Annotated in this window: 17 protein-coding genes; all 17 read left to right on the top strand. The window is 46.3% G+C overall.

Annotation, left to right across the window (positions count from 1 at the left end):
* Positions 1 to 93 precede the first annotated feature (93 nt).
* The 17 genes from htpX to SCACP_RS09355 all read left to right on the top strand — a co-directional run bounded on the left by htpX (position 94) and on the right by SCACP_RS09355 (position 16552).
* On the top strand, positions 94 to 963 hold the full coding sequence (gene htpX, locus SCACP_RS09435) for a zinc metalloprotease HtpX (RefSeq protein WP_425061080.1): 870 nt from the start codon (positions 94 to 96) through the stop codon (positions 961 to 963).
* A 121-nt stretch (positions 964 to 1084) separates the two neighbouring features.
* Positions 1085 to 1849: a fumarylacetoacetate hydrolase family protein gene (locus tag SCACP_RS09430; RefSeq protein WP_425061079.1), complete on the top strand. Its 765-nt coding sequence runs from the start codon at positions 1085 to 1087 to the stop codon at positions 1847 to 1849.
* A 258-nt stretch (positions 1850 to 2107) separates the two neighbouring features.
* On the top strand, positions 2108 to 2533 hold the full coding sequence (gene ndk / locus SCACP_RS09425; protein WP_425061078.1) for a nucleoside-diphosphate kinase: 426 nt from the start codon (positions 2108 to 2110) through the stop codon (positions 2531 to 2533).
* A 16-nt stretch (positions 2534 to 2549) separates the two neighbouring features.
* The gene (locus SCACP_RS09420; RefSeq protein WP_425061077.1) at positions 2550 to 3068 is read left to right on the top strand and encodes a cob(I)yrinic acid a,c-diamide adenosyltransferase; all 519 of its coding nucleotides are present in this window, start codon (positions 2550 to 2552) and stop codon (positions 3066 to 3068) included.
* 19 nt (positions 3069 to 3087) lie between these two features.
* A complete protein-coding gene (locus SCACP_RS09415; protein WP_425061076.1) occupies positions 3088 to 3300 on the top strand; it encodes an FmdB family zinc ribbon protein in 213 nt (70 codons plus the stop codon).
* Between the two features lie 513 nt (positions 3301 to 3813).
* On the top strand, positions 3814 to 5895 hold the full coding sequence (gene fusA, locus SCACP_RS09410; protein WP_425061075.1) for an elongation factor G: 2082 nt from the start codon (positions 3814 to 3816) through the stop codon (positions 5893 to 5895).
* A 144-nt stretch (positions 5896 to 6039) separates the two neighbouring features.
* Positions 6040 to 6852 carry a peptidoglycan editing factor PgeF gene (pgeF, locus tag SCACP_RS09405; RefSeq protein WP_425061074.1) on the top strand — a complete coding sequence of 271 codons (813 nt, stop codon included), beginning with the start codon at positions 6040 to 6042 and terminating at the stop codon, positions 6850 to 6852.
* Between the two features lie 162 nt (positions 6853 to 7014).
* A complete protein-coding gene (locus SCACP_RS09400) occupies positions 7015 to 8784 on the top strand; it encodes a sigma-54 interaction domain-containing protein (protein ID WP_425061073.1) in 1770 nt (589 codons plus the stop codon).
* A gap of 96 nt (positions 8785 to 8880) precedes the next feature.
* Complete coding sequence (locus tag SCACP_RS09395) at positions 8881 to 9186, top strand: (2Fe-2S)-binding protein (RefSeq protein ID WP_425061072.1); 306 nt, start codon at positions 8881 to 8883, stop codon at positions 9184 to 9186.
* On the top strand, positions 9183 to 10292 hold the full coding sequence (locus tag SCACP_RS09390) for an NAD(P)/FAD-dependent oxidoreductase (protein ID WP_425061071.1): 1110 nt from the start codon (positions 9183 to 9185) through the stop codon (positions 10290 to 10292). Before SCACP_RS09395 ends, SCACP_RS09390 begins: the two co-directional genes overlap by 4 nt.
* 2 nt (positions 10293 to 10294) lie before the next feature.
* The gene (locus tag SCACP_RS09385) at positions 10295 to 10783 is read left to right on the top strand and encodes a 4Fe-4S dicluster domain-containing protein (RefSeq protein ID WP_425061070.1); all 489 of its coding nucleotides are present in this window, start codon (positions 10295 to 10297) and stop codon (positions 10781 to 10783) included.
* A gap of 2 nt (positions 10784 to 10785) precedes the next feature.
* Positions 10786 to 11061, top strand: coding sequence for a (2Fe-2S)-binding protein (locus SCACP_RS09380; RefSeq protein WP_425061069.1), 276 nt, complete (start codon positions 10786 to 10788; stop codon positions 11059 to 11061).
* Positions 11054 to 12202: an NAD(P)/FAD-dependent oxidoreductase gene (locus SCACP_RS09375; RefSeq protein WP_425061068.1), complete on the top strand. Its 1149-nt coding sequence runs from the start codon at positions 11054 to 11056 to the stop codon at positions 12200 to 12202. Before SCACP_RS09380 ends, SCACP_RS09375 begins: the two co-directional genes overlap by 8 nt.
* A 27-nt stretch (positions 12203 to 12229) precedes the next feature.
* Positions 12230 to 13777 (top strand): L-glutamate gamma-semialdehyde dehydrogenase, encoded by a 1548-nt coding sequence (pruA, locus tag SCACP_RS09370; protein WP_425061067.1) that lies wholly within the window; start codon positions 12230 to 12232, stop codon positions 13775 to 13777.
* A gap of 275 nt (positions 13778 to 14052) precedes the next feature.
* Positions 14053 to 15219, top strand: coding sequence for an ABC transporter substrate-binding protein (locus tag SCACP_RS09365; protein ID WP_425061066.1), 1167 nt, complete (start codon positions 14053 to 14055; stop codon positions 15217 to 15219).
* 196 nt (positions 15220 to 15415) lie between these two features.
* Complete coding sequence (locus SCACP_RS09360; RefSeq protein WP_425061065.1) at positions 15416 to 16087, top strand: YggS family pyridoxal phosphate-dependent enzyme; 672 nt, start codon at positions 15416 to 15418, stop codon at positions 16085 to 16087.
* An 18-nt stretch (positions 16088 to 16105) separates the two neighbouring features.
* A complete protein-coding gene (locus SCACP_RS09355) occupies positions 16106 to 16552 on the top strand; it encodes a cell division protein SepF (protein WP_425061064.1) in 447 nt (148 codons plus the stop codon).
* Positions 16553 to 16562: the final 10 nt, after the last annotated feature.

The raw sequence follows: 16562 nt of genomic DNA, 5'->3' as shown, positions 1-16562 counted from the left end.
AAAAACGGAGGGATGCATTTTTAAATAGCATGAGGTTATTTGAGCATGAAAAAATAATTATAGAGATATTTTAATATGCATGGAGGTGTCTTAATGAATACGCTTAAGACTACTGTCTTACTGGCAGCGTTAACAGGCCTGCTTATTGCCGTTGGCGCTTTTTTCGGTGGCACTAAAGGTATGACATTTATGTTTGTCGTTTCCATTATCATGAATTTTGCCAGTTACTGGTTCAGTGATAAGATTGTACTTAGCATGTATGGCGCAAATGAAGTGACTCCGCAGGATGCGCCTGACTTAATCCGCATGGTAAGTGGCCTAGCGCAAAAAGCCAAACTGCCAATGCCAAAAGTTTATATTATTAATACCGATGTGCCCAATGCTTTTGCCACCGGCCGTGACCCTGAACATGCCGCCGTTGCTGTGACAACAGGTATTATGCGGGCGCTCAACTACCAGGAGCTGGAAGGAGTTGTTGCGCATGAGCTTGCTCATATTAAGAACCGTGATACCCTTATCAGTACTATTGTAGCAACTTTGGCCGGTGTCATTACCATGATTGCCAACATTGCTCAGTGGACGGCGTTCTTGGGATTTGGCCGTGACAACGATGAAGAAGGAAACGGCCTTGGCGGGATTGTAGAGTTTATCTTTCTTGTCGTGCTCGCACCACTAGCCGCCACTCTCATCCAACTGGGTATTTCCCGCTCACGTGAATACCTGGCTGACGAAACAGGCGGCACTGTGTCCGGCAATCCGTTAGCTTTAGCCAGTGCGTTGCAAAAAATTGAGTACTATGCCCATCACCAAGTTATGCCTGAAGCTACCCCGGCTACTTCGCATCTGTTTATCGTTAATCCGTTTAGTGGTGCGGGCAGTGCCATTGTTAGCTTGTTTAGCACTCACCCCGCCACCGCCGACAGAGTAGCCAGACTTGAAGAACAAGCCAAACGTATGCGTTAATCAATAAAAAAGCCTGTAAATTCCTCTGAAAATTGCCTTCAGAGGAATTTTTTTGCAGGATATGGGCAGATAAATATGGAAAAAGTATATGACAAGTTTTTAATGCTACAAGGAGGTTCCTATGAAACTAGTACGGTATGAATCTAACGGCAAAATTAATTTCGGTGTTTTAGCAGCAGACGACCAAATTAATATCATTGAGGGAAATATTTTTTGCGATGATTACGTTGTGTCAGACAAGTATGTATCGCTAAATGATGTAAAACTGCTGTCGCCGTGCCAGCCAAGCAAAGCAGTATGTATTGGCCTTAACTACCATGACCACGCCAAGGAAATGAACCTTGAACTGCCGGCTGAGCCGTTGATTTTCCTCAAACCATCATCAGCATTAAACCATCCTGGCGGCGCAATCGAGTATCCGGCAATATCCCAAAATCTCCACTATGAAGCCGAATTGGCCATTGTTATAAAAAAACCGGCACGGAAAGTGGCGGCTGAAGATGCGAACCAGTACATCTTAGGCTATACTTGCGCCAATGATGTTACTGCCCGCGACCTCCAGCTGCATGACGGTCAGTGGACGCGCGGCAAATCATTTGATACCTTTTTGCCGCTTGGGCCATGCATCAATACCGACCTGGACCCGCATAACACTAATATTAAGCTTTACTTGAACGGTGAGGTAAAACAGTCTTCCAATACATCTAATTTGATATTTAAAGTCCCTGAACTTTTGGCATTTGTCAGTCAGGTAATGACCTTATATCCCGGGGACGTAATTCTTACAGGCACGACTTCTGGAGTAGGACCAATGCAAGTGGGAGATACTGTTATTGTCGAGGTTGAAGGTATTGGCCGACTGCACAACACTGTTGTTAAAGGATAATAACCAAATTATCTCCGGTACTTTCCAGAGTACATAGTATAGCCTCTTGTGAATATAACCGGTATGAAGTTAGGAGCTGTATTATTGGAGCCGGTTCACTTATTCCCCAACGAAAGAAAATTCCCGCCAACTCCCTTGTAATGGGATCGCCCGGAAAGGTTATCCGTGAAATTAGCAATGAAGAAATTGAAGCCATTCGCCAGTCAGCGTTAAACTATGCTGAAGTGGCAAGCGACTATAATAGAGGAGGTATATAAAATGGATGCGGTAGAAAGCACATTAGTGCTGATAAAACCGGATGCTGTTGCTAGGAAAATATGTGGTGAGATTATCAGCCGCTTTGAGCGGCGGGGTCTTACGCTTACAGCCATGAAATTGCTCAGAATAACCCCGGAAATTGCTGCCAAACACTATGAAGAGCATCGGGAAAAACCGTTTTACCCGGAACTTCTTGAGTTTATAACCTCAGGTCCGGTAGTCGCTATGGTGCTTACCGGGCCTGAAGCCATCAAAATTGTTAGAACCATGATGGGGCCTACTAACCCGGTAAATGCTCCTCCGGGAACGATTCGCGGCGACTATGCGACTATTATGACCAATAACATTGTACATGGTTCAGACAGTGAAACCAGCGCTAAGCGGGAAATTAACATTTATTTTACTGAACAAGAGTTGGTTCAGTAGTACTCTGGAGGGCTGGATGAGTAAGATTTATACAAAAACGGGTGACAAAGGCACTACCGGCCTTTTAACTGGCGAACGGGTAAAAAAGACCAGCACCCGAGTAGAAGCCTATGGTACTGTTGACGAAATAAATTCGGCTTTAGGACTGGCACGGGCCCACTGCACCAAGCCCGAAGTCAAAGAAGCTGTGTTCAAATTGCAAAAGCTTTTAATGCTATTTATGGCTGATTTGGCCAGTTCTGGCGGCGATAAGAAGTATGTAACGGCAGACCATGTGACAACTCTTGAGCAAATGATTGACCAATTTGATGCTAAACTGCCACCTCTCAATAATTTTATTGTCCCTGGCAACACTCCCGGAGCTGCTGGACTTGATTTGGCGCGTACTGTGACGAGGCGGGCCGAACGCCAAACATTAAGGCTGCAAGAAGAAGAAATAAACTCTGAAGTAAATGAACATTTGCTCATTGGTCTTAACCGTCTTTCCGACTTGTGTTTTGTATTGTCCCGGTTTGAGTCAGAAGCCGGTAATTAATTTTTTAAGGTGATGTTCAATGCCAATTTATGACTTCAAATGTAATGAATGCGGCCGGCAGTTTGACCAGCTCTGCCGGTTAAACTGGGAAGGTACGATTAAATGTCCCTCGTGCAGTCAAAGTAATATTACTAAAGTCATTTCGTTAATCAGCAGTCATGGCCGTTCGACCGCTGACAACTGCGGCTCATGTTCAGGCAAAAGCTGCAGCAGTTGCAGTAGTTGTAAATAATTTTGCGCCAAGCTGACAAATATGCACAACTTTTACGCGCCTGCATAAACTATATCGATAGCTTCGGAGTGCGATAGCAATTGATTATAGGCAAAATGAGGGGGCGAGCACGGTGAAGTTTCGTTTTTATGTAATGTCACTGCCTGGACCGCTGCGTAAGCTGATGCGTATGATCGTAAAAGGATAAACTTACCCAATACATACAAAAAGAGCTATTGCTTCAATAGCTCTTCTTGTATTTTCTGTACTATTATAGTATCCAATAAAGATTTACAGGCGTGTTGTTGCCAGCGGTGGAGCGTTACTAACAACACGCCTAGAAAAAAATCTTTGTTAGATTTCATATAAAAAATATAGCATATTTATTAGTAAAATTTTATAAGTATGGAATAAAGAAACCATAAAATGCTCAATTTAACTAAAATAAAAAATAGACTGAAAAGAAGGAATATTTATAGTAAACAGAGAATTGTAACAAGCATTATAACAGAGTTCAACAGGAGGGGACTAGCCATGAAAGAGTACAGGAGCGACAGGTTAAGAAATGTTGGAATTGTAGCCCATGGAGGAGCAGGTAAAACATCCTTGACAGAAGCCATGTTATTTACTTGTGGCGCAGTTAACCGTCTGGGACGGGTTGATGACGGTTCAGCGACAACTGATTTCGAACCTGAAGAAGTCAAACGTAAAGTTACGATAAGTACGGCATTGGCGCCGTGTGAGTGGCGCGACTATAAGATAAATTTTGTTGATACTCCAGGCTACGCTGATTTCGTAGCCGAAGTAAAAGGCGCTCTGCGGGCAGTAGATAGTGCGTTAGTTGTGCTGTGCGCCGCCGCCGGTGTCGAAGTTGAAACCGAGAAGGTTTGGAGTTATGCGGCCGAGCTGGGTTTGCCCCGAATTGGGTTTATTAATAAAATGGACCGGGAAAATGCTGACTTTTACAGTGTTGTCGATAGTATGAAAGAAAAGTTCGGCAATGGCATCGTCCCGGTTCAACTGCCAATTGGCGCCCAAGATACTTTTAAAGGTATAGTAGACGTTATCAAAATGAAAGCGTACCTGCCGACCAACCAGGGCAAAGAATATACCGAAACCGATATCCCTGCCGATATGCTGGATAAGGCTGAAGAAGCCCGCATGGCGTTAGTAGAAGCGGCAGCTGAAGCAAATGATGAACTCTTGACTAAATATCTTGAAGGCGAAGAATTAAGCGACAATGAGGTTAAGTCAGGCCTGCTTGCCGGTATTGCCCAGGCCAAATTATTCCCTGTGCTGTGTGGTTCAGCTCTAAAAAATATCGGTGTTCAACAAGCGCTCGACTCGATTATCAATTACCTTCCGCCTCCTGGCGCCAGCCCAGTTATTGGCTTTCACCCGGTGACCAAAGATCCGGTAGAAAGAAAAGTTAGCGATCCTTTTTCAGCAATAGTGTTTAAAACCACGGCTGATCCGTTTGTCGGACGCCTCAGCTATATCCGGCTGTTTTCGGGCGCTATGAAGCCTGACAGCACGCTGTACAATGCTACAAAAGACAAAGCAGAACGCATTGGCACAATATTTACGCTGCGTGGCAAACAGCAAGATTCTATACCCAATGTCCATGCCGGTGACATTGTGGTGGTAGCCAAACTGCAGGAGACTGCCACCGGTGATTCTCTTTGCGACAAAGATAAGCCCATTATCTTCGAGCCAATTAACTACCCCAAGCCTATGTTCACGAGAACTATTGAAGCCAAAAACAAAGGTGATGAGGATAAGATAGGCCAGGCCTTGGCCCGGCTCATGGACGAAGACCCGACATTTAAAGTCCGCAAAGATGTAGAAACCCATCAATTGCTGATTTCAGGCATGGGTGAACTGCACCTTGATATCATGGCCGAGCGTATGAAACGTAAATTTGGCGTAGAAACTCTGCTCACCATCCCCAAAGTGCCTTATCGTGAAACCATTCGTGGTTCGGCAAAAGTCGAAGGCAAGCACAAAAAACAAAGCGGTGGTCACGGTCAGTATGGCCACGTATGGCTGCAGATTGACCCACTGGCTCCCGGCGCTGAATTTGAGTTTATCGACTCTATTTTTGGCGGCGCCGTACCACGCCAGTATATTCCTGCGGTTGAGAAAGGTGTGCGTGAGGCTTTGAATGCCGGTATTTTGGCAGGTTATCCCATGGTTGACGTTAAAGTTACCCTAACTGACGGTTCTTACCATACTGTAGATTCATCCGAAATGGCATTTAAAATCGCCAGCGCCATGGCTCTGCGCAAAGGTGTATTGCAGGCCAAACCTGTGTTATTGGAACCAATTTACTCAGTAGAGGTCGTTGTACCCGAGTCCTACATGGGTGATGTTATCGGCGACCTTAACACCAAACGCGGTCGGATCCAGGGTATGGAACCCATCGGCGGCGGATTAGGTCGGGTTAAGGCTCAGGTACCACTGGCAGAAATGTTCCATTACAGTATTGACCTTAGGTCCATTACTCAAGGTCGCGGCTCGTTCGATATGAGCTTCTCGCATTACGAAGAGGTGCCGTCGCGCATCGCCGAGTCGATAATTGCTAACGCTAAGAAAGATAAGATAGAAGAAGCATAAAATTTTTTCCCTGATAACTAAAAAACTGATAAACTCCTCATTATAATAGAGTATTATTATAATGAGGAGTTTCCTTTTTCACTGGTGTATCACAGGCAATTCATATTCATATCAAGTTAAGATGTTATTTACGGAGGTCTAAGGATGGGAGAATTTATTTTAAAACACAGCCCGAATGGCGTCTGGTTTGGAATATTCACCGATTTTGCCGCTGAAGGCGTTAAACACGGTGTATCATCCCGCGTGGGTGGTAAAAGTGCCCCGCCATTTGCCAGTCTGAATCTTGGTCTTCATACCGGTGATGATGCCGAAACAGTATGGCATAACCGGCAAATGTTCTCCCGGGCGGTTGGTCTGCCGGCTGAACAAATAATTACTGCCGAACAAGTACATGGTGATATTGTCCAGGTGGTGTCAGAACACCAAGCCGGCCGGGGAGCAAAACATTATCACGAGGCAATTAAAGGTACCGATGCCCTCATCACAAATATTCCCGGTTTGCCGTTGATGCTATTTTTTGCTGATTGTGTGCCGGTACTCATTTTTGATCCGGTGAATAAAGCTGTCGGTGTCAGTCACGCCGGCTGGAAAGGCACAGTAGCCAAGATAACGCAGAAAACAGTGTTATCCATGCAGCAACACTACAATACCAAGCCGCAAGACTGTCTAATCGGCATTGGACCCTCGATTGGGCCATGTTGTTATGAGGTGGATGAGGTAGTTATGACTAAGTTGCGGGCGGGTTTTACCCAATGGGAAGAATTAGTAGCGCCACACGGCGAACGCTGGCAGCTTAACTTATGGGAGGCAAACCGCCGGCAGCTCGTTGAAATCGGGGTTTTGGACAGCAAAATTACAGTAAGTGGCGTGTGTACTGCCTGCAACACTGATATATTTTTCTCCCACCGTGCCGAAGCTGGCCGTACCGGTCGCATCGGCGCCGTTATTGCTCTTTAGAATAAGTGTAAATATTCGTTTATGAAAAAATATAATTGTTGTTGATAATTTTATATCAACCCGCTATAATTAAATAAACGTCAACTATTTGACACCAGCAAAGACGCTGCTGTTTCCTATAAGGAGACAGGGCGTTTTTTGTTTATAAGGAGGTTGGCTAAAATGAAACTGTTACGTGTAGAAGATATTGTTATCACCAATCTCATCACGCTCGCCCCCGCAACGCCGGTGGCCGATGTTGCCGCCAGCATGGGTGACGACAGCCAGGTGGCGGCACTAGTGCAATCAAACGGCAAGTGGGGCTATATAACAGTTAACCAGCTGGGAAAGTCCGGGAAGTTTGCTCATGATATTGCCGATTATACTGCTGTTATCAGGCCGGCGACCCTTTTATCAGGCCAACTGAACAGTACGCATGCCGAACTATTTTCAGGGGCCGTTCTATTTGAATCAGACGGTATAATAGTTGCGCTAAGCACACCTGGAATATTTTTTAAGGCTCTTATCAATCGGTATTGTCTACAACAGGCGCAAATGAGTGCTGTACTTGATACGGTCGGAGAATCAGTTTGTGTAATCGATGAGACAAACAAAGTAGTTGTCTGGAATAAGAGCGCCGAAAAGTTGTATGGTATTGTAGCCGACGAGATTTTAGGCAACAGGATTGATAATTTTTTCAGCAATCTCTTAGTAAAAAAAGCAGCTTCTGAACGCCTTACAGTGAAAGACCAGTACCATAAACCATGCTCGGGAACGCATGTGCTCATTAATGCCGCGCCAATTCTTTGGGACGGAAACGTAGCCGGCGGTGTATCTGCTGAACGGGATATCACCGAAATAGTTAACTTGAATCAGGAATTGACGCGGACCAGCCGCAAAGTACAGTCGCTGGAAATTGAAATTGATAAAATAAGTGCCGGTGTCGATGCTTTCTCAAGTGTGTGCGGCCATAGTCCCAGTATAGTTTCTGCTGTAAGCATAGCCAGAAAGGTGGCGGCTACCAACGCTCCACTCCTGCTCAGGGGCGAGAGTGGTACGGGAAAAGAAGTATTCGCCCGTGCAGTACATAATGCCAGCGGCCGGAAAGGTAAGTTCATTGAAATTAATTGCGGAGCCATTCCCGCTAGTTTATTTGAAAGCGAACTATTCGGTTATCATTCCGGGGCATTTACCGGCGCTGACCGCAAAGGCAAACCCGGACTGGTTGAGCTTGCCGACGGCGGCACATTATTCCTGGATGAGATTGGAGAAATGCCCAAGGAAATGCAGGTAAAATTACTCCGGGTCCTGCAAGAGAAAAAATTCTACCGGGTAGGCGGCGACAAGCCTGTGCATGTCGATGTGAGAATTATTTCGGCTACCCATCGTGACCTGGAAGACATGATTAGCAGCGGTGAATTCCGCGACGATTTGTACTATCGCCTTAATGTAGTTACATTACAGCTACCCCCTTTAAGGTCCAGACGCGAAGACATACCGGAACTTGTTTACCGGGGACTTAAACATTTCGGGGCAATTCATAACCCTGGCGCAGCCATCAATAAAGTTGAACCAGAGCTTATGGCTGCTTTTTTAGAATATGACTGGCCAGGCAATGTCCGGGAGCTGAACAATATTTTAGAACGCTTGGTCATTCTGGCTGACGGCGATACATTAACCACCGCCAACCTGCCAGCCAACTTTAGGATTGGTTATCACCCTACCAAGCCGGTAACTGCAAATTATAACCCTGCCGACGGACTAACTACTATCCCGGAACTGACAACACTTGAGCGGACCTTAATCGAGCAAGCGCTCAAGGAGGCCAACTTTAACAAGGCGGCAACAGCCAAGAAACTGGGGATTCCCCGCAGTACGCTATATTATAAAATGCGCCAGTTTAACCTTGAACATGGTACTGTCAGTCATCTGACATCAATGTCAAAAAACTGACAGAAAGAAAGCGTGCCAAAATAAAAAGAGCGGAATTACCGCTCTTTTTATTTTGGCACGCTTTTTGCATTAATAAATTGGCAAGGAGGTGCTACTATGCGCATTACCAATCATCCAATCTTAACATTTCCGGACAAAACCAAAGTCCGTTTTTACTTTAACGGACAAGAACTTGAAGGTTATGCTGGTGAACCTATCGCCGCCGCCCTGCATGCCGCTGGTATCACCGTTCTTCGGCACAGTCATGAGCTGGACCGGCCGCGTGGACTGTTTTGTGCAATCGGCAACTGTTCATCCTGCCTGATGGTCGTCAACGGCATGCCTAACGTACGGGTATGTGTTGAACCACTTCAGCAGGACATGATCGTGGAAACTCAAACAGGAAGAGGGAAATTGCCATGAACATAGATATTGCTGTTGTCGGCGCCGGCCCGGCCGGTCTTATGTCGGCCATCAGTGCAGGCAAATTGGGTGCCAATGTGTTGGTAATTGAACGCGCTGATTATTTAGGCGGACAGCTTGTTAAGCAAACCCACAAATTTTTCGGTTCCAAGAGTGAATATGCCGGTGAACGGGGCATCGACATAGCCAAATTACTGGTGAATGAAGCACTTGCTATTCCCAACGTAACAACTTGGAATAATGCCACTGTACTTGGTTATTATCAGGAAGACGGTATTCTGACTGTCAAATACCAGGGCAAATTTGTCACCGTCAAAGCTAAGAAAGTTATTGTCGCCACCGGTGCGGCCGAAAAGACGTTGGCTTTCCCCAATAATGACCTGCCAGGCATCTATGGGGCCGGCGCTGTCCAAACACTCATGAACGTCCATGGTGTAATGCCGGGAAAACGGCTGCTCATGGTAGGTGCCGGCAATATCGGGTTAATTGTAGCTTATCAGTTGCTTCAGGCTGGTGTGGAAGTGGCCGGCATCGTCGAAGCTGCCCCCCATATTGGCGGTTATTTGGTGCACGCTGCCAAAATCCGGCGGGCAGGTGTTCCCATCTATACTTCTCATACCGTTAAGACCGCCTATGGGTCGCCTGCCCTCGAAGGCGTAACCGTCTGTCGCCTGGATGCCAACTGGCGGCAAATACCAGGCACCGAAACTGATATCCCGGTTGACGGTCTGTGTCTTGCAGTCGGCCTGACGCCGCTGACTGAACTATTGTGGCAGGCAGGCTGTGACATGACTTATGTGCCGGAGCTGGGCGGCTATGTTCCCTGTCGTAATGCCAACTTGTTGACTACTCATCCTGATATTTACGTTGCCGGTGATGTAGCCGGAGTGGAAGAAGCCTCGGTGGCAATGGTCGAAGGAAAAATAGCCGGCGTGGCGGCAGCGGCCGCCCTGGGGCTTAGCCGTAGCGGTCTCAAAGAAGAATACACTAATGCTCAGGCGCAGCTAGCAACGTTAAGAGCCGGACAGGTCAGCGCCAAAATCCGGGCAGGGCTTGCCAAAGTAACGCTTAATCAAGCCATTGGCCCTTTACGTGAGGTGGTGTGAACATGCTAGTGCAAACCGGAATCCCCACAGTTGATAAAGTTAACGCAATTGTTCCGTCGCCTGAACGGCTAAATCAAGGCCCGGTCGCCATATTTGAGTGTTTTCAAAATATCCCCTGCAATCCTTGTACTGACGCCTGTCCCCGGAAAGCAATCCAAATAGGCGCTGACATCAACGAGCGCCCTGTGTTGGACGAAACAAAATGTAACGGTTGCGGCATCTGCCTGGCACATTGTCCGGGGCTATCGATATTTGTGGTAGACTATTCCTACAGTCCGGACGAAGCTTTGTTGAAACTACCGTATGAATTTTTACCGTTGCCGGCAATAGGTGAGCCCGTTGAAGCTTTAAACCGTCAGGGTGAAGTAGTGGCAACCGCCAAAGTGAAGCGGGTACAGGAGAATAAAAATAAGACAACGGTAGTGTGGATAACTGTCCCCAAAGCGCTTGCAATGGACGTGCGGGGAATTGCCACGCGGAAGGAGGGTTAACCATGTCTGAACCGGTAATAATTTGCCGTTGCGAAGATGTCACACAAGCTGAAATTCAAGAACTAATCAAACAAGGTAAACACACGCTCGAAGAATTAAAACGGGAATGCCGGTGCGGTATGGGCCCCTGCCAGGGGAGGACCTGTGTACCCCTTATTGCCCAAGAGCTTGCCAAAACATTAAACATACCTGTGGGTGACGTTACCTTGCCGACGTTCCGTCCGCCAACAGCGCCCATTTCGCTTGGCGCGCTGGCAGGGGGTGACAAACATGATTAAACAGGCTGATATTGTTGTAATCGGCGGCGGGGTAGTCGGCTGCTCTATTGCCTATAACCTGGCAAAAGCCGGTGCTGGACAAATAGCTGTCATTGAACGCGGTTATCTGGCCAACGGCGCCACAGGTCGATGCGGTGCCGGGGTCCGCATGCAGTGGGGTACCGAGACCAACTGTTTGCTTTCGCGGGAAAGCGTCAGATTGTTGGAAAATTTGCCGGAAATTTTAGAGGTTGACGGCGATATTGAATTCGAACAAGGCGGTTATTTACTACTGGCTTATACCGAAAAAATGGTAGAGCAGTTCAAGAAAAACCTTGCGCTGCAAAATTCGTTAGATATCCCAGCCTATTGGGTAACACCTGAACAAGCCAAAGAAATCGTGCCGCATTTAAACACTGAGGATCTGCTTGGGGCTACCTTCTGTCCGAAAGACGGCCACGCTAATCCGTTTAAGGTCACCAGTATGTACGCCAAAGCTGCCGCCCGGCTGGGCGTCAAATTTTACACCTACACCGAAGTAACCGGCCTGACAGTTACCGGTGGAAAAATAACTGATGTAATTACTGATAAAGGCACCATCACTACTAATACCGTTGTGAACGCTGCCGGCGGTTACGCCAAAGCAGTAGGACAAATGGCCGGCGTACAATTACCCATCTTTCCGGAACGTCACGAAATATTGGTTACCGAACCGGTCGAACCCATGCAAACACCCATGGTAATGTGTTTTTATCACAATCTATACTGCCAGCAAACACCACATGGCAGCTTCATTATGGGGATTGGGCATCCTGACGAGCCTGAAACCTTTAACATCGAATCAAGCTGGCAGTTTTTGACTGAGATGGCCAAACGCATTACTAAAATATTGCCGCCACTGGCAAACTTGAACGTCATCCGCCAATGGGCCGGATTATATGATATGTGTCCTGACCGCACGCCGATTTTGGGCGAAGATCCGACTATAAAAGGGTTTTATACTGCCGCCGGATTCAGCGGCCACGGCTTCATGATTTCACCGATAGTAGGCCAGCTCATGGCGCAAACTGTCATGGGAATGCCAACTGCTATCCCCATAAACATGTTCAGTGCCGACCGGTTTGTTCGCGGCCAACTGTTTGTTGAACCCTCAGTAGTCTGAGTATTTGAATATTAGGAGGTATTATTAATGTTAATGGAATTTAAAAATGAAGCGCTCGTAAACTTTTCCCTCCCTGAAAACAAAGCCGCCATGGAACAAGCTCTTGCGCAAGTAGCTACGGAAAAAGGCAAACATTATCCGCTGGTCATCGGTGGTAAAAAAATCAATACTGAAGCCAACATTACCTCACTCAATCCCTCTAACTTTAAAGAAGTAATCGGCACTACCGCCAGAGCTAATGTCGAACTGGCCGAACAAGCCGTGCAAAATGCGCTTGAGGCTTTTGCCGATTGGCAGTATGTTAGCCCTAAAGAACGTGCACGGTATTTATTTAAAACCGCCGCCGTCATGAGGCGGAAAAAATTCGAATTTTCGGCCTGGATGGTCGAAGAAGCCGGTAAAAACTGGGTAGAAGCCGATGCTGATACCGCCGAGGCTATCGATTTTTTAGAGTACTATGGCCGGCAGATGCTTAAATATGCCGCTGGAATGCCGGTAGCACCCTTTGTGGGCGAAGAAAATGAGTGCTTTTATATTCCGCTCGGCGTTGGCCTTATCGTACCTCCCTGGAACTTTCCGCTCGCCATCCTTACCGGTATGACTGCCGCAGCCATCGTGGCCGGCAATACCGTTATTATGAAACCGGCCAGCACTACCCCGGTTATTGCCGCCAAACTCATGGAATTATGGGAAGAAGTCAGTCTCCCGCCCGGAGTAGTTAACTTCCTGCCTGGCAGCGGCAGCGCCATTGGTGATTACCTTGTCGGCCACCCCAAAATCCGGTTTATCAACTTTACAGGCTCCAAAGAGGTGGGCCTGCATATTAACCAACTGGCCGCCAAAGTAGCCCCAGGACAAAAGTGGATTAAACGTGTCATTGCTGAAATGGGGGGTAAAGACGCCATCATTGTCGACAGCGAAGCCGATATCGAAGACGCCGCTAACGGTATCGTAACATCAGCTTTTGGCTTCCAGGGGCAAAAATGTTCGGCTTGTTCCCGCGCCATTGTCGTCAAGGATGTCTATGACGAACTTGTCGCCAAAGTCGTCGCCAAAACGAAAGCACTGAAACTCGGCCCCGCCTGTGACCATACCGTCAATCTCGGTCCAGTAATTGATAAAAACGCCTATACTAAGATTCTTGAGTATATTGAAATCGGTAAAAGTGAGGGCCGGGTTGTAGCTGGCGGTTCCAAAGGGATGGAAACCGGTTATTTTATCGAGCCAACAGTCATAGCCGATGTTGATCCCAAGGCCCGCATCGCTCAAGAAGAAATTTTCGGCCCGGTAGTTGCCATCATTAAAGCTGATAATTTCGACCAGGCCATTGACATTGCCAATGATACCGAATATGGTCTGACTGGCGCGGTATATTCCAAAAACCGCGTAAAACTGGAAAAAGCCCGCCGTGAATTTCATGTCGGCAATTTGTATCTAAACCGAAAATGTACCGGTGCATTGGTAGGTGTTCAACCGTTTGGCGGATTCAACATGTCTGGCACTGATTCTAAAGCCGGTGGCGCTGATTACCTGTTGCTTTTCATGCAGGCTAAGTCTGTTGCGGAAAAACTATAAGATAACATAAATAATAAATTTACAAAATAATAAATTCCCTCTTGCAAAATTATACAAACAGTAATACAATGTATAATCATAGAGAACAAAAGTGTATCAATGTTTTTAGTAGATCCAGGCAAAGATGCTTTTTGGAGAGAGACATATTATTTTCTCTCTCTGAAAAGCTATTTTTTAACCCAAAATTGTTTTTTACATGATTATACAGCGGAGGTGATACATAATTTATTTTTTGGGGATGTCATTGTAAATTTTTGTAAACAGAGGAGGAGACTATGAGTAAATTCAGGTTGAAAATCGCTGGTTTGTTAACAATGCTGGTTATGGTGGCCGGATTGGTAGCCGGTTGCGGCGATACTGCGAGCAAAGACATCAAAATCGGGGTAGTGTATGAGCTCACCGGCAACACCGCCTCCTTCGGTACAGCAGCTGCTAATGGTGCAAAAATGGCTTTTAAGGAAATCAATGCTAAGGGCGGCGTTCTTGGCAAACAAATTCAACTTGTAATTGCCGACAATAAAGGTGAACCGTCCGAATCTTCCAATGCTATGACCAAAGTTATTACCCAGGATAAAGTAGTTGCTGTAACCGGTTTTACGACCAGTTCAAACGGCATTGCCGGTTCGGCGGTAGCTGAGGCTAATAAAATCCCGTTTGTAGCCGCAGCTACCACTAACCCTAAAGTGACTGTTGATGAAAAAACCGGTAAAGTTAAAGACTACACTTTCCGCGTTTGCTTCATCGATCCGTTCCAAGGTACTGTAGGTGCTAACTTTGCCTTAAACAGCCTCAAAACTAAGAAGGCAGCAATCATGATTGACAATTCCAGCGACTATAGCAAAGGCCTGTCCCAGTTCTTTAAAGAAGCCTTCACCAAAGGCGGCGGCCAAATTGTAGCTGAAGAAGCATATCTCCAAAAAGACCAGGATTTCAAAACCATCCTGACTAAAATTAAAGCTACAAACCCTGAGATTCTCTATGTTCCCGGCTATTACGAAGAAGTCGGCAAAATTATTAAACAAGCCCGCGAAATGGGTATTACCATTCCCGTAGTTGGCGGCGACGGCTGGGATTCCCCCAAACTCACTGAAATTGGCGGCCCGGCTGCCCTTAACAATACCTTCTTCACTAACCACTACTCAGTAGAAGATACCAGCCCGGCATCAAAGGCTTTTGTTGAAAACTACAAAAAAGAATATGGCCAAATGCCTGACGCCATGGCCGTATTAGGTTATGATGCAGCCTACGTACTGGTAGACGCCATTAAGCGCGCTAACAGTACTGAACCCGCAAAAATTCGTGAAGCTTTAGCTGCTACCAAAGATTTTAAAGGCGCAGCCGGCGATTTAACACTGAATAGTACTCACGACGCTGTTAAAGGCGCAGTAATCATCGAAATGAAAGATGGTAAGCAAGTATACAAAGAGACCGTCAAACCATAGTAATGACTTAAAAACGCCGTCTGGCTCATCCAGACGGCGTTTTTTTACTCTATCCATCAGATTTGCCCCCAAAAAAACGGGCAACTTCAGCCAAGTTTTCCTAATAGTTTTATGTTAAAAAGATATAATAATACATATGTTTTTGGAGGAAAATTTTGTTTATGGGCGAATAAACTAGTATGATAGGGGGTTTGTCATGTCGATAGCGCAAAACATTGCTGAGATAAAAAGTCATATTGATATAAATAAAGTAAAATTAGTTGCTGTAACAAAAAACCACGATGTTTCAGCCATGCTGGAAGCCATTGCCGCCGGGATAACCGCCGTGGGCGAAAACCGTGTCCAGGAAATGCTGTCCAAGCATCCCGAAATAACGGCTCACGCCGGACGCACGGTCGAATGGCATCTTATCGGACATCTGCAAACAAATAAGGTACGCCAAGCAATTCCTGTGGCTGACCTCATTCATTCGGTAGATAGTGAACGCCTGGCTCTGGAGATTGACAAAGTAGCCGGCAAGCTGAATAAGCGACAGGATATACTTATTCAGGTTAATGTTGCCGATGAAGCGAGCAAGTTTGGTGTACGCCCGGAACAAGCTTTACCACTGGCCAGGTTGATTAGCCAGCTTGAGAATGTCAGACTATGCGGCCTTATGACGATTGCACCCTTTAGCGAAAATGCTGAAGCAGTTCGTCCGGTGTTTAAAGAACTTTATCAATTGTTTGGGGAATTGACTGCCATGAATTTGGCTAATACTGAAATCAAATGGTTATCAATGGGTATGACTAATGATTATCGGATAGCGATAGAAGAAGGATCAAACTTGGTGCGTATTGGTACTGGAATATTTGGTTCGCGTAAATAGTAAGGAGGAGAAAAGCATATGAAGTTCATGGAAAAAGTTTGGGGCAGCCTAGGCTTGTTTGAACCCTCGGAGCAAGAAGAAGAACGTCCGAAAACCGAAGAGACCGAGCTTAAAGCCAAACAGAAGAATAATAATGTGGTATCACTGCCCATGGCCCAGCATAACCAGCAACAAACAAAACAAATAAAAGTTATGGTAGTTGAACCGTTTTCTTTTGATGACGCCCAACATGTCGCCGATTACCTCAAGAGCCGTAAACCCGTAGTTGTTAATCTTGAAAACACCGAACCTGAGATTGCTAAAAGAATGATTGACTTCATCAGCGGGACAACCTATGCATTAAACGGACAAATCCAAAAAGTCGGCAACAACATTTTTCTATGTGCACCCACTAATGTTGATGTCGCTTATAGTACCCGGGAAGACAGCAATGACAAAACACTGCTGCCTTGGGTTAATAAATAGTTCAGCTACC

It is taken from the genome of Sporomusaceae bacterium ACPt (genome assembly GCA_041428575.1).
Lineage (GTDB): Bacteria > Bacillota > Negativicutes > Sporomusales > Sporomusaceae > Sporomusa_D > Sporomusa_D carbonis.
The sequence above is the reverse complement of the archived record's forward strand: the minus strand, read 5'-3'. Positions and strand labels throughout refer to the sequence as shown.

What these genes read in the sequence shown, in the direction of transcription:
- htpX (WP_425061080.1), top strand. Translation starts at nt 94, where the DNA reads ATGAATACGCTTAAGACTACTGTCTTACTGGCAGCGTTAACAGGCCTG.
- SCACP_RS09430 (WP_425061079.1), top strand. Translation starts at nt 1,085, where the DNA reads ATGAAACTAGTACGGTATGAATCTAACGGCAAAATTAATTTCGGTGTT.
- ndk (WP_425061078.1), top strand. Translation starts at nt 2,108, where the DNA reads ATGGATGCGGTAGAAAGCACATTAGTGCTGATAAAACCGGATGCTGTT.
- SCACP_RS09420 (WP_425061077.1), top strand. Translation starts at nt 2,550, where the DNA reads ATGAGTAAGATTTATACAAAAACGGGTGACAAAGGCACTACCGGCCTT.
- SCACP_RS09415 (WP_425061076.1), top strand. Translation starts at nt 3,088, where the DNA reads ATGCCAATTTATGACTTCAAATGTAATGAATGCGGCCGGCAGTTTGAC.
- fusA (WP_425061075.1), top strand. Translation starts at nt 3,814, where the DNA reads ATGAAAGAGTACAGGAGCGACAGGTTAAGAAATGTTGGAATTGTAGCC.
- pgeF (WP_425061074.1), top strand. Translation starts at nt 6,040, where the DNA reads ATGGGAGAATTTATTTTAAAACACAGCCCGAATGGCGTCTGGTTTGGA.
- SCACP_RS09400 (WP_425061073.1), top strand. Translation starts at nt 7,015, where the DNA reads ATGAAACTGTTACGTGTAGAAGATATTGTTATCACCAATCTCATCACG.
- SCACP_RS09395 (WP_425061072.1), top strand. Translation starts at nt 8,881, where the DNA reads ATGCGCATTACCAATCATCCAATCTTAACATTTCCGGACAAAACCAAA.
- SCACP_RS09390 (WP_425061071.1), top strand. Translation starts at nt 9,183, where the DNA reads ATGAACATAGATATTGCTGTTGTCGGCGCCGGCCCGGCCGGTCTTATG.
- SCACP_RS09385 (WP_425061070.1), top strand. Translation starts at nt 10,295, where the DNA reads ATGCTAGTGCAAACCGGAATCCCCACAGTTGATAAAGTTAACGCAATT.
- SCACP_RS09380 (WP_425061069.1), top strand. Translation starts at nt 10,786, where the DNA reads ATGTCTGAACCGGTAATAATTTGCCGTTGCGAAGATGTCACACAAGCT.
- SCACP_RS09375 (WP_425061068.1), top strand. Translation starts at nt 11,054, where the DNA reads ATGATTAAACAGGCTGATATTGTTGTAATCGGCGGCGGGGTAGTCGGC.
- pruA (WP_425061067.1), top strand. Translation starts at nt 12,230, where the DNA reads ATGTTAATGGAATTTAAAAATGAAGCGCTCGTAAACTTTTCCCTCCCT.
- SCACP_RS09365 (WP_425061066.1), top strand. Translation starts at nt 14,053, where the DNA reads ATGAGTAAATTCAGGTTGAAAATCGCTGGTTTGTTAACAATGCTGGTT.
- SCACP_RS09360 (WP_425061065.1), top strand. Translation starts at nt 15,416, where the DNA reads ATGTCGATAGCGCAAAACATTGCTGAGATAAAAAGTCATATTGATATA.
- SCACP_RS09355 (WP_425061064.1), top strand. Translation starts at nt 16,106, where the DNA reads ATGAAGTTCATGGAAAAAGTTTGGGGCAGCCTAGGCTTGTTTGAACCC.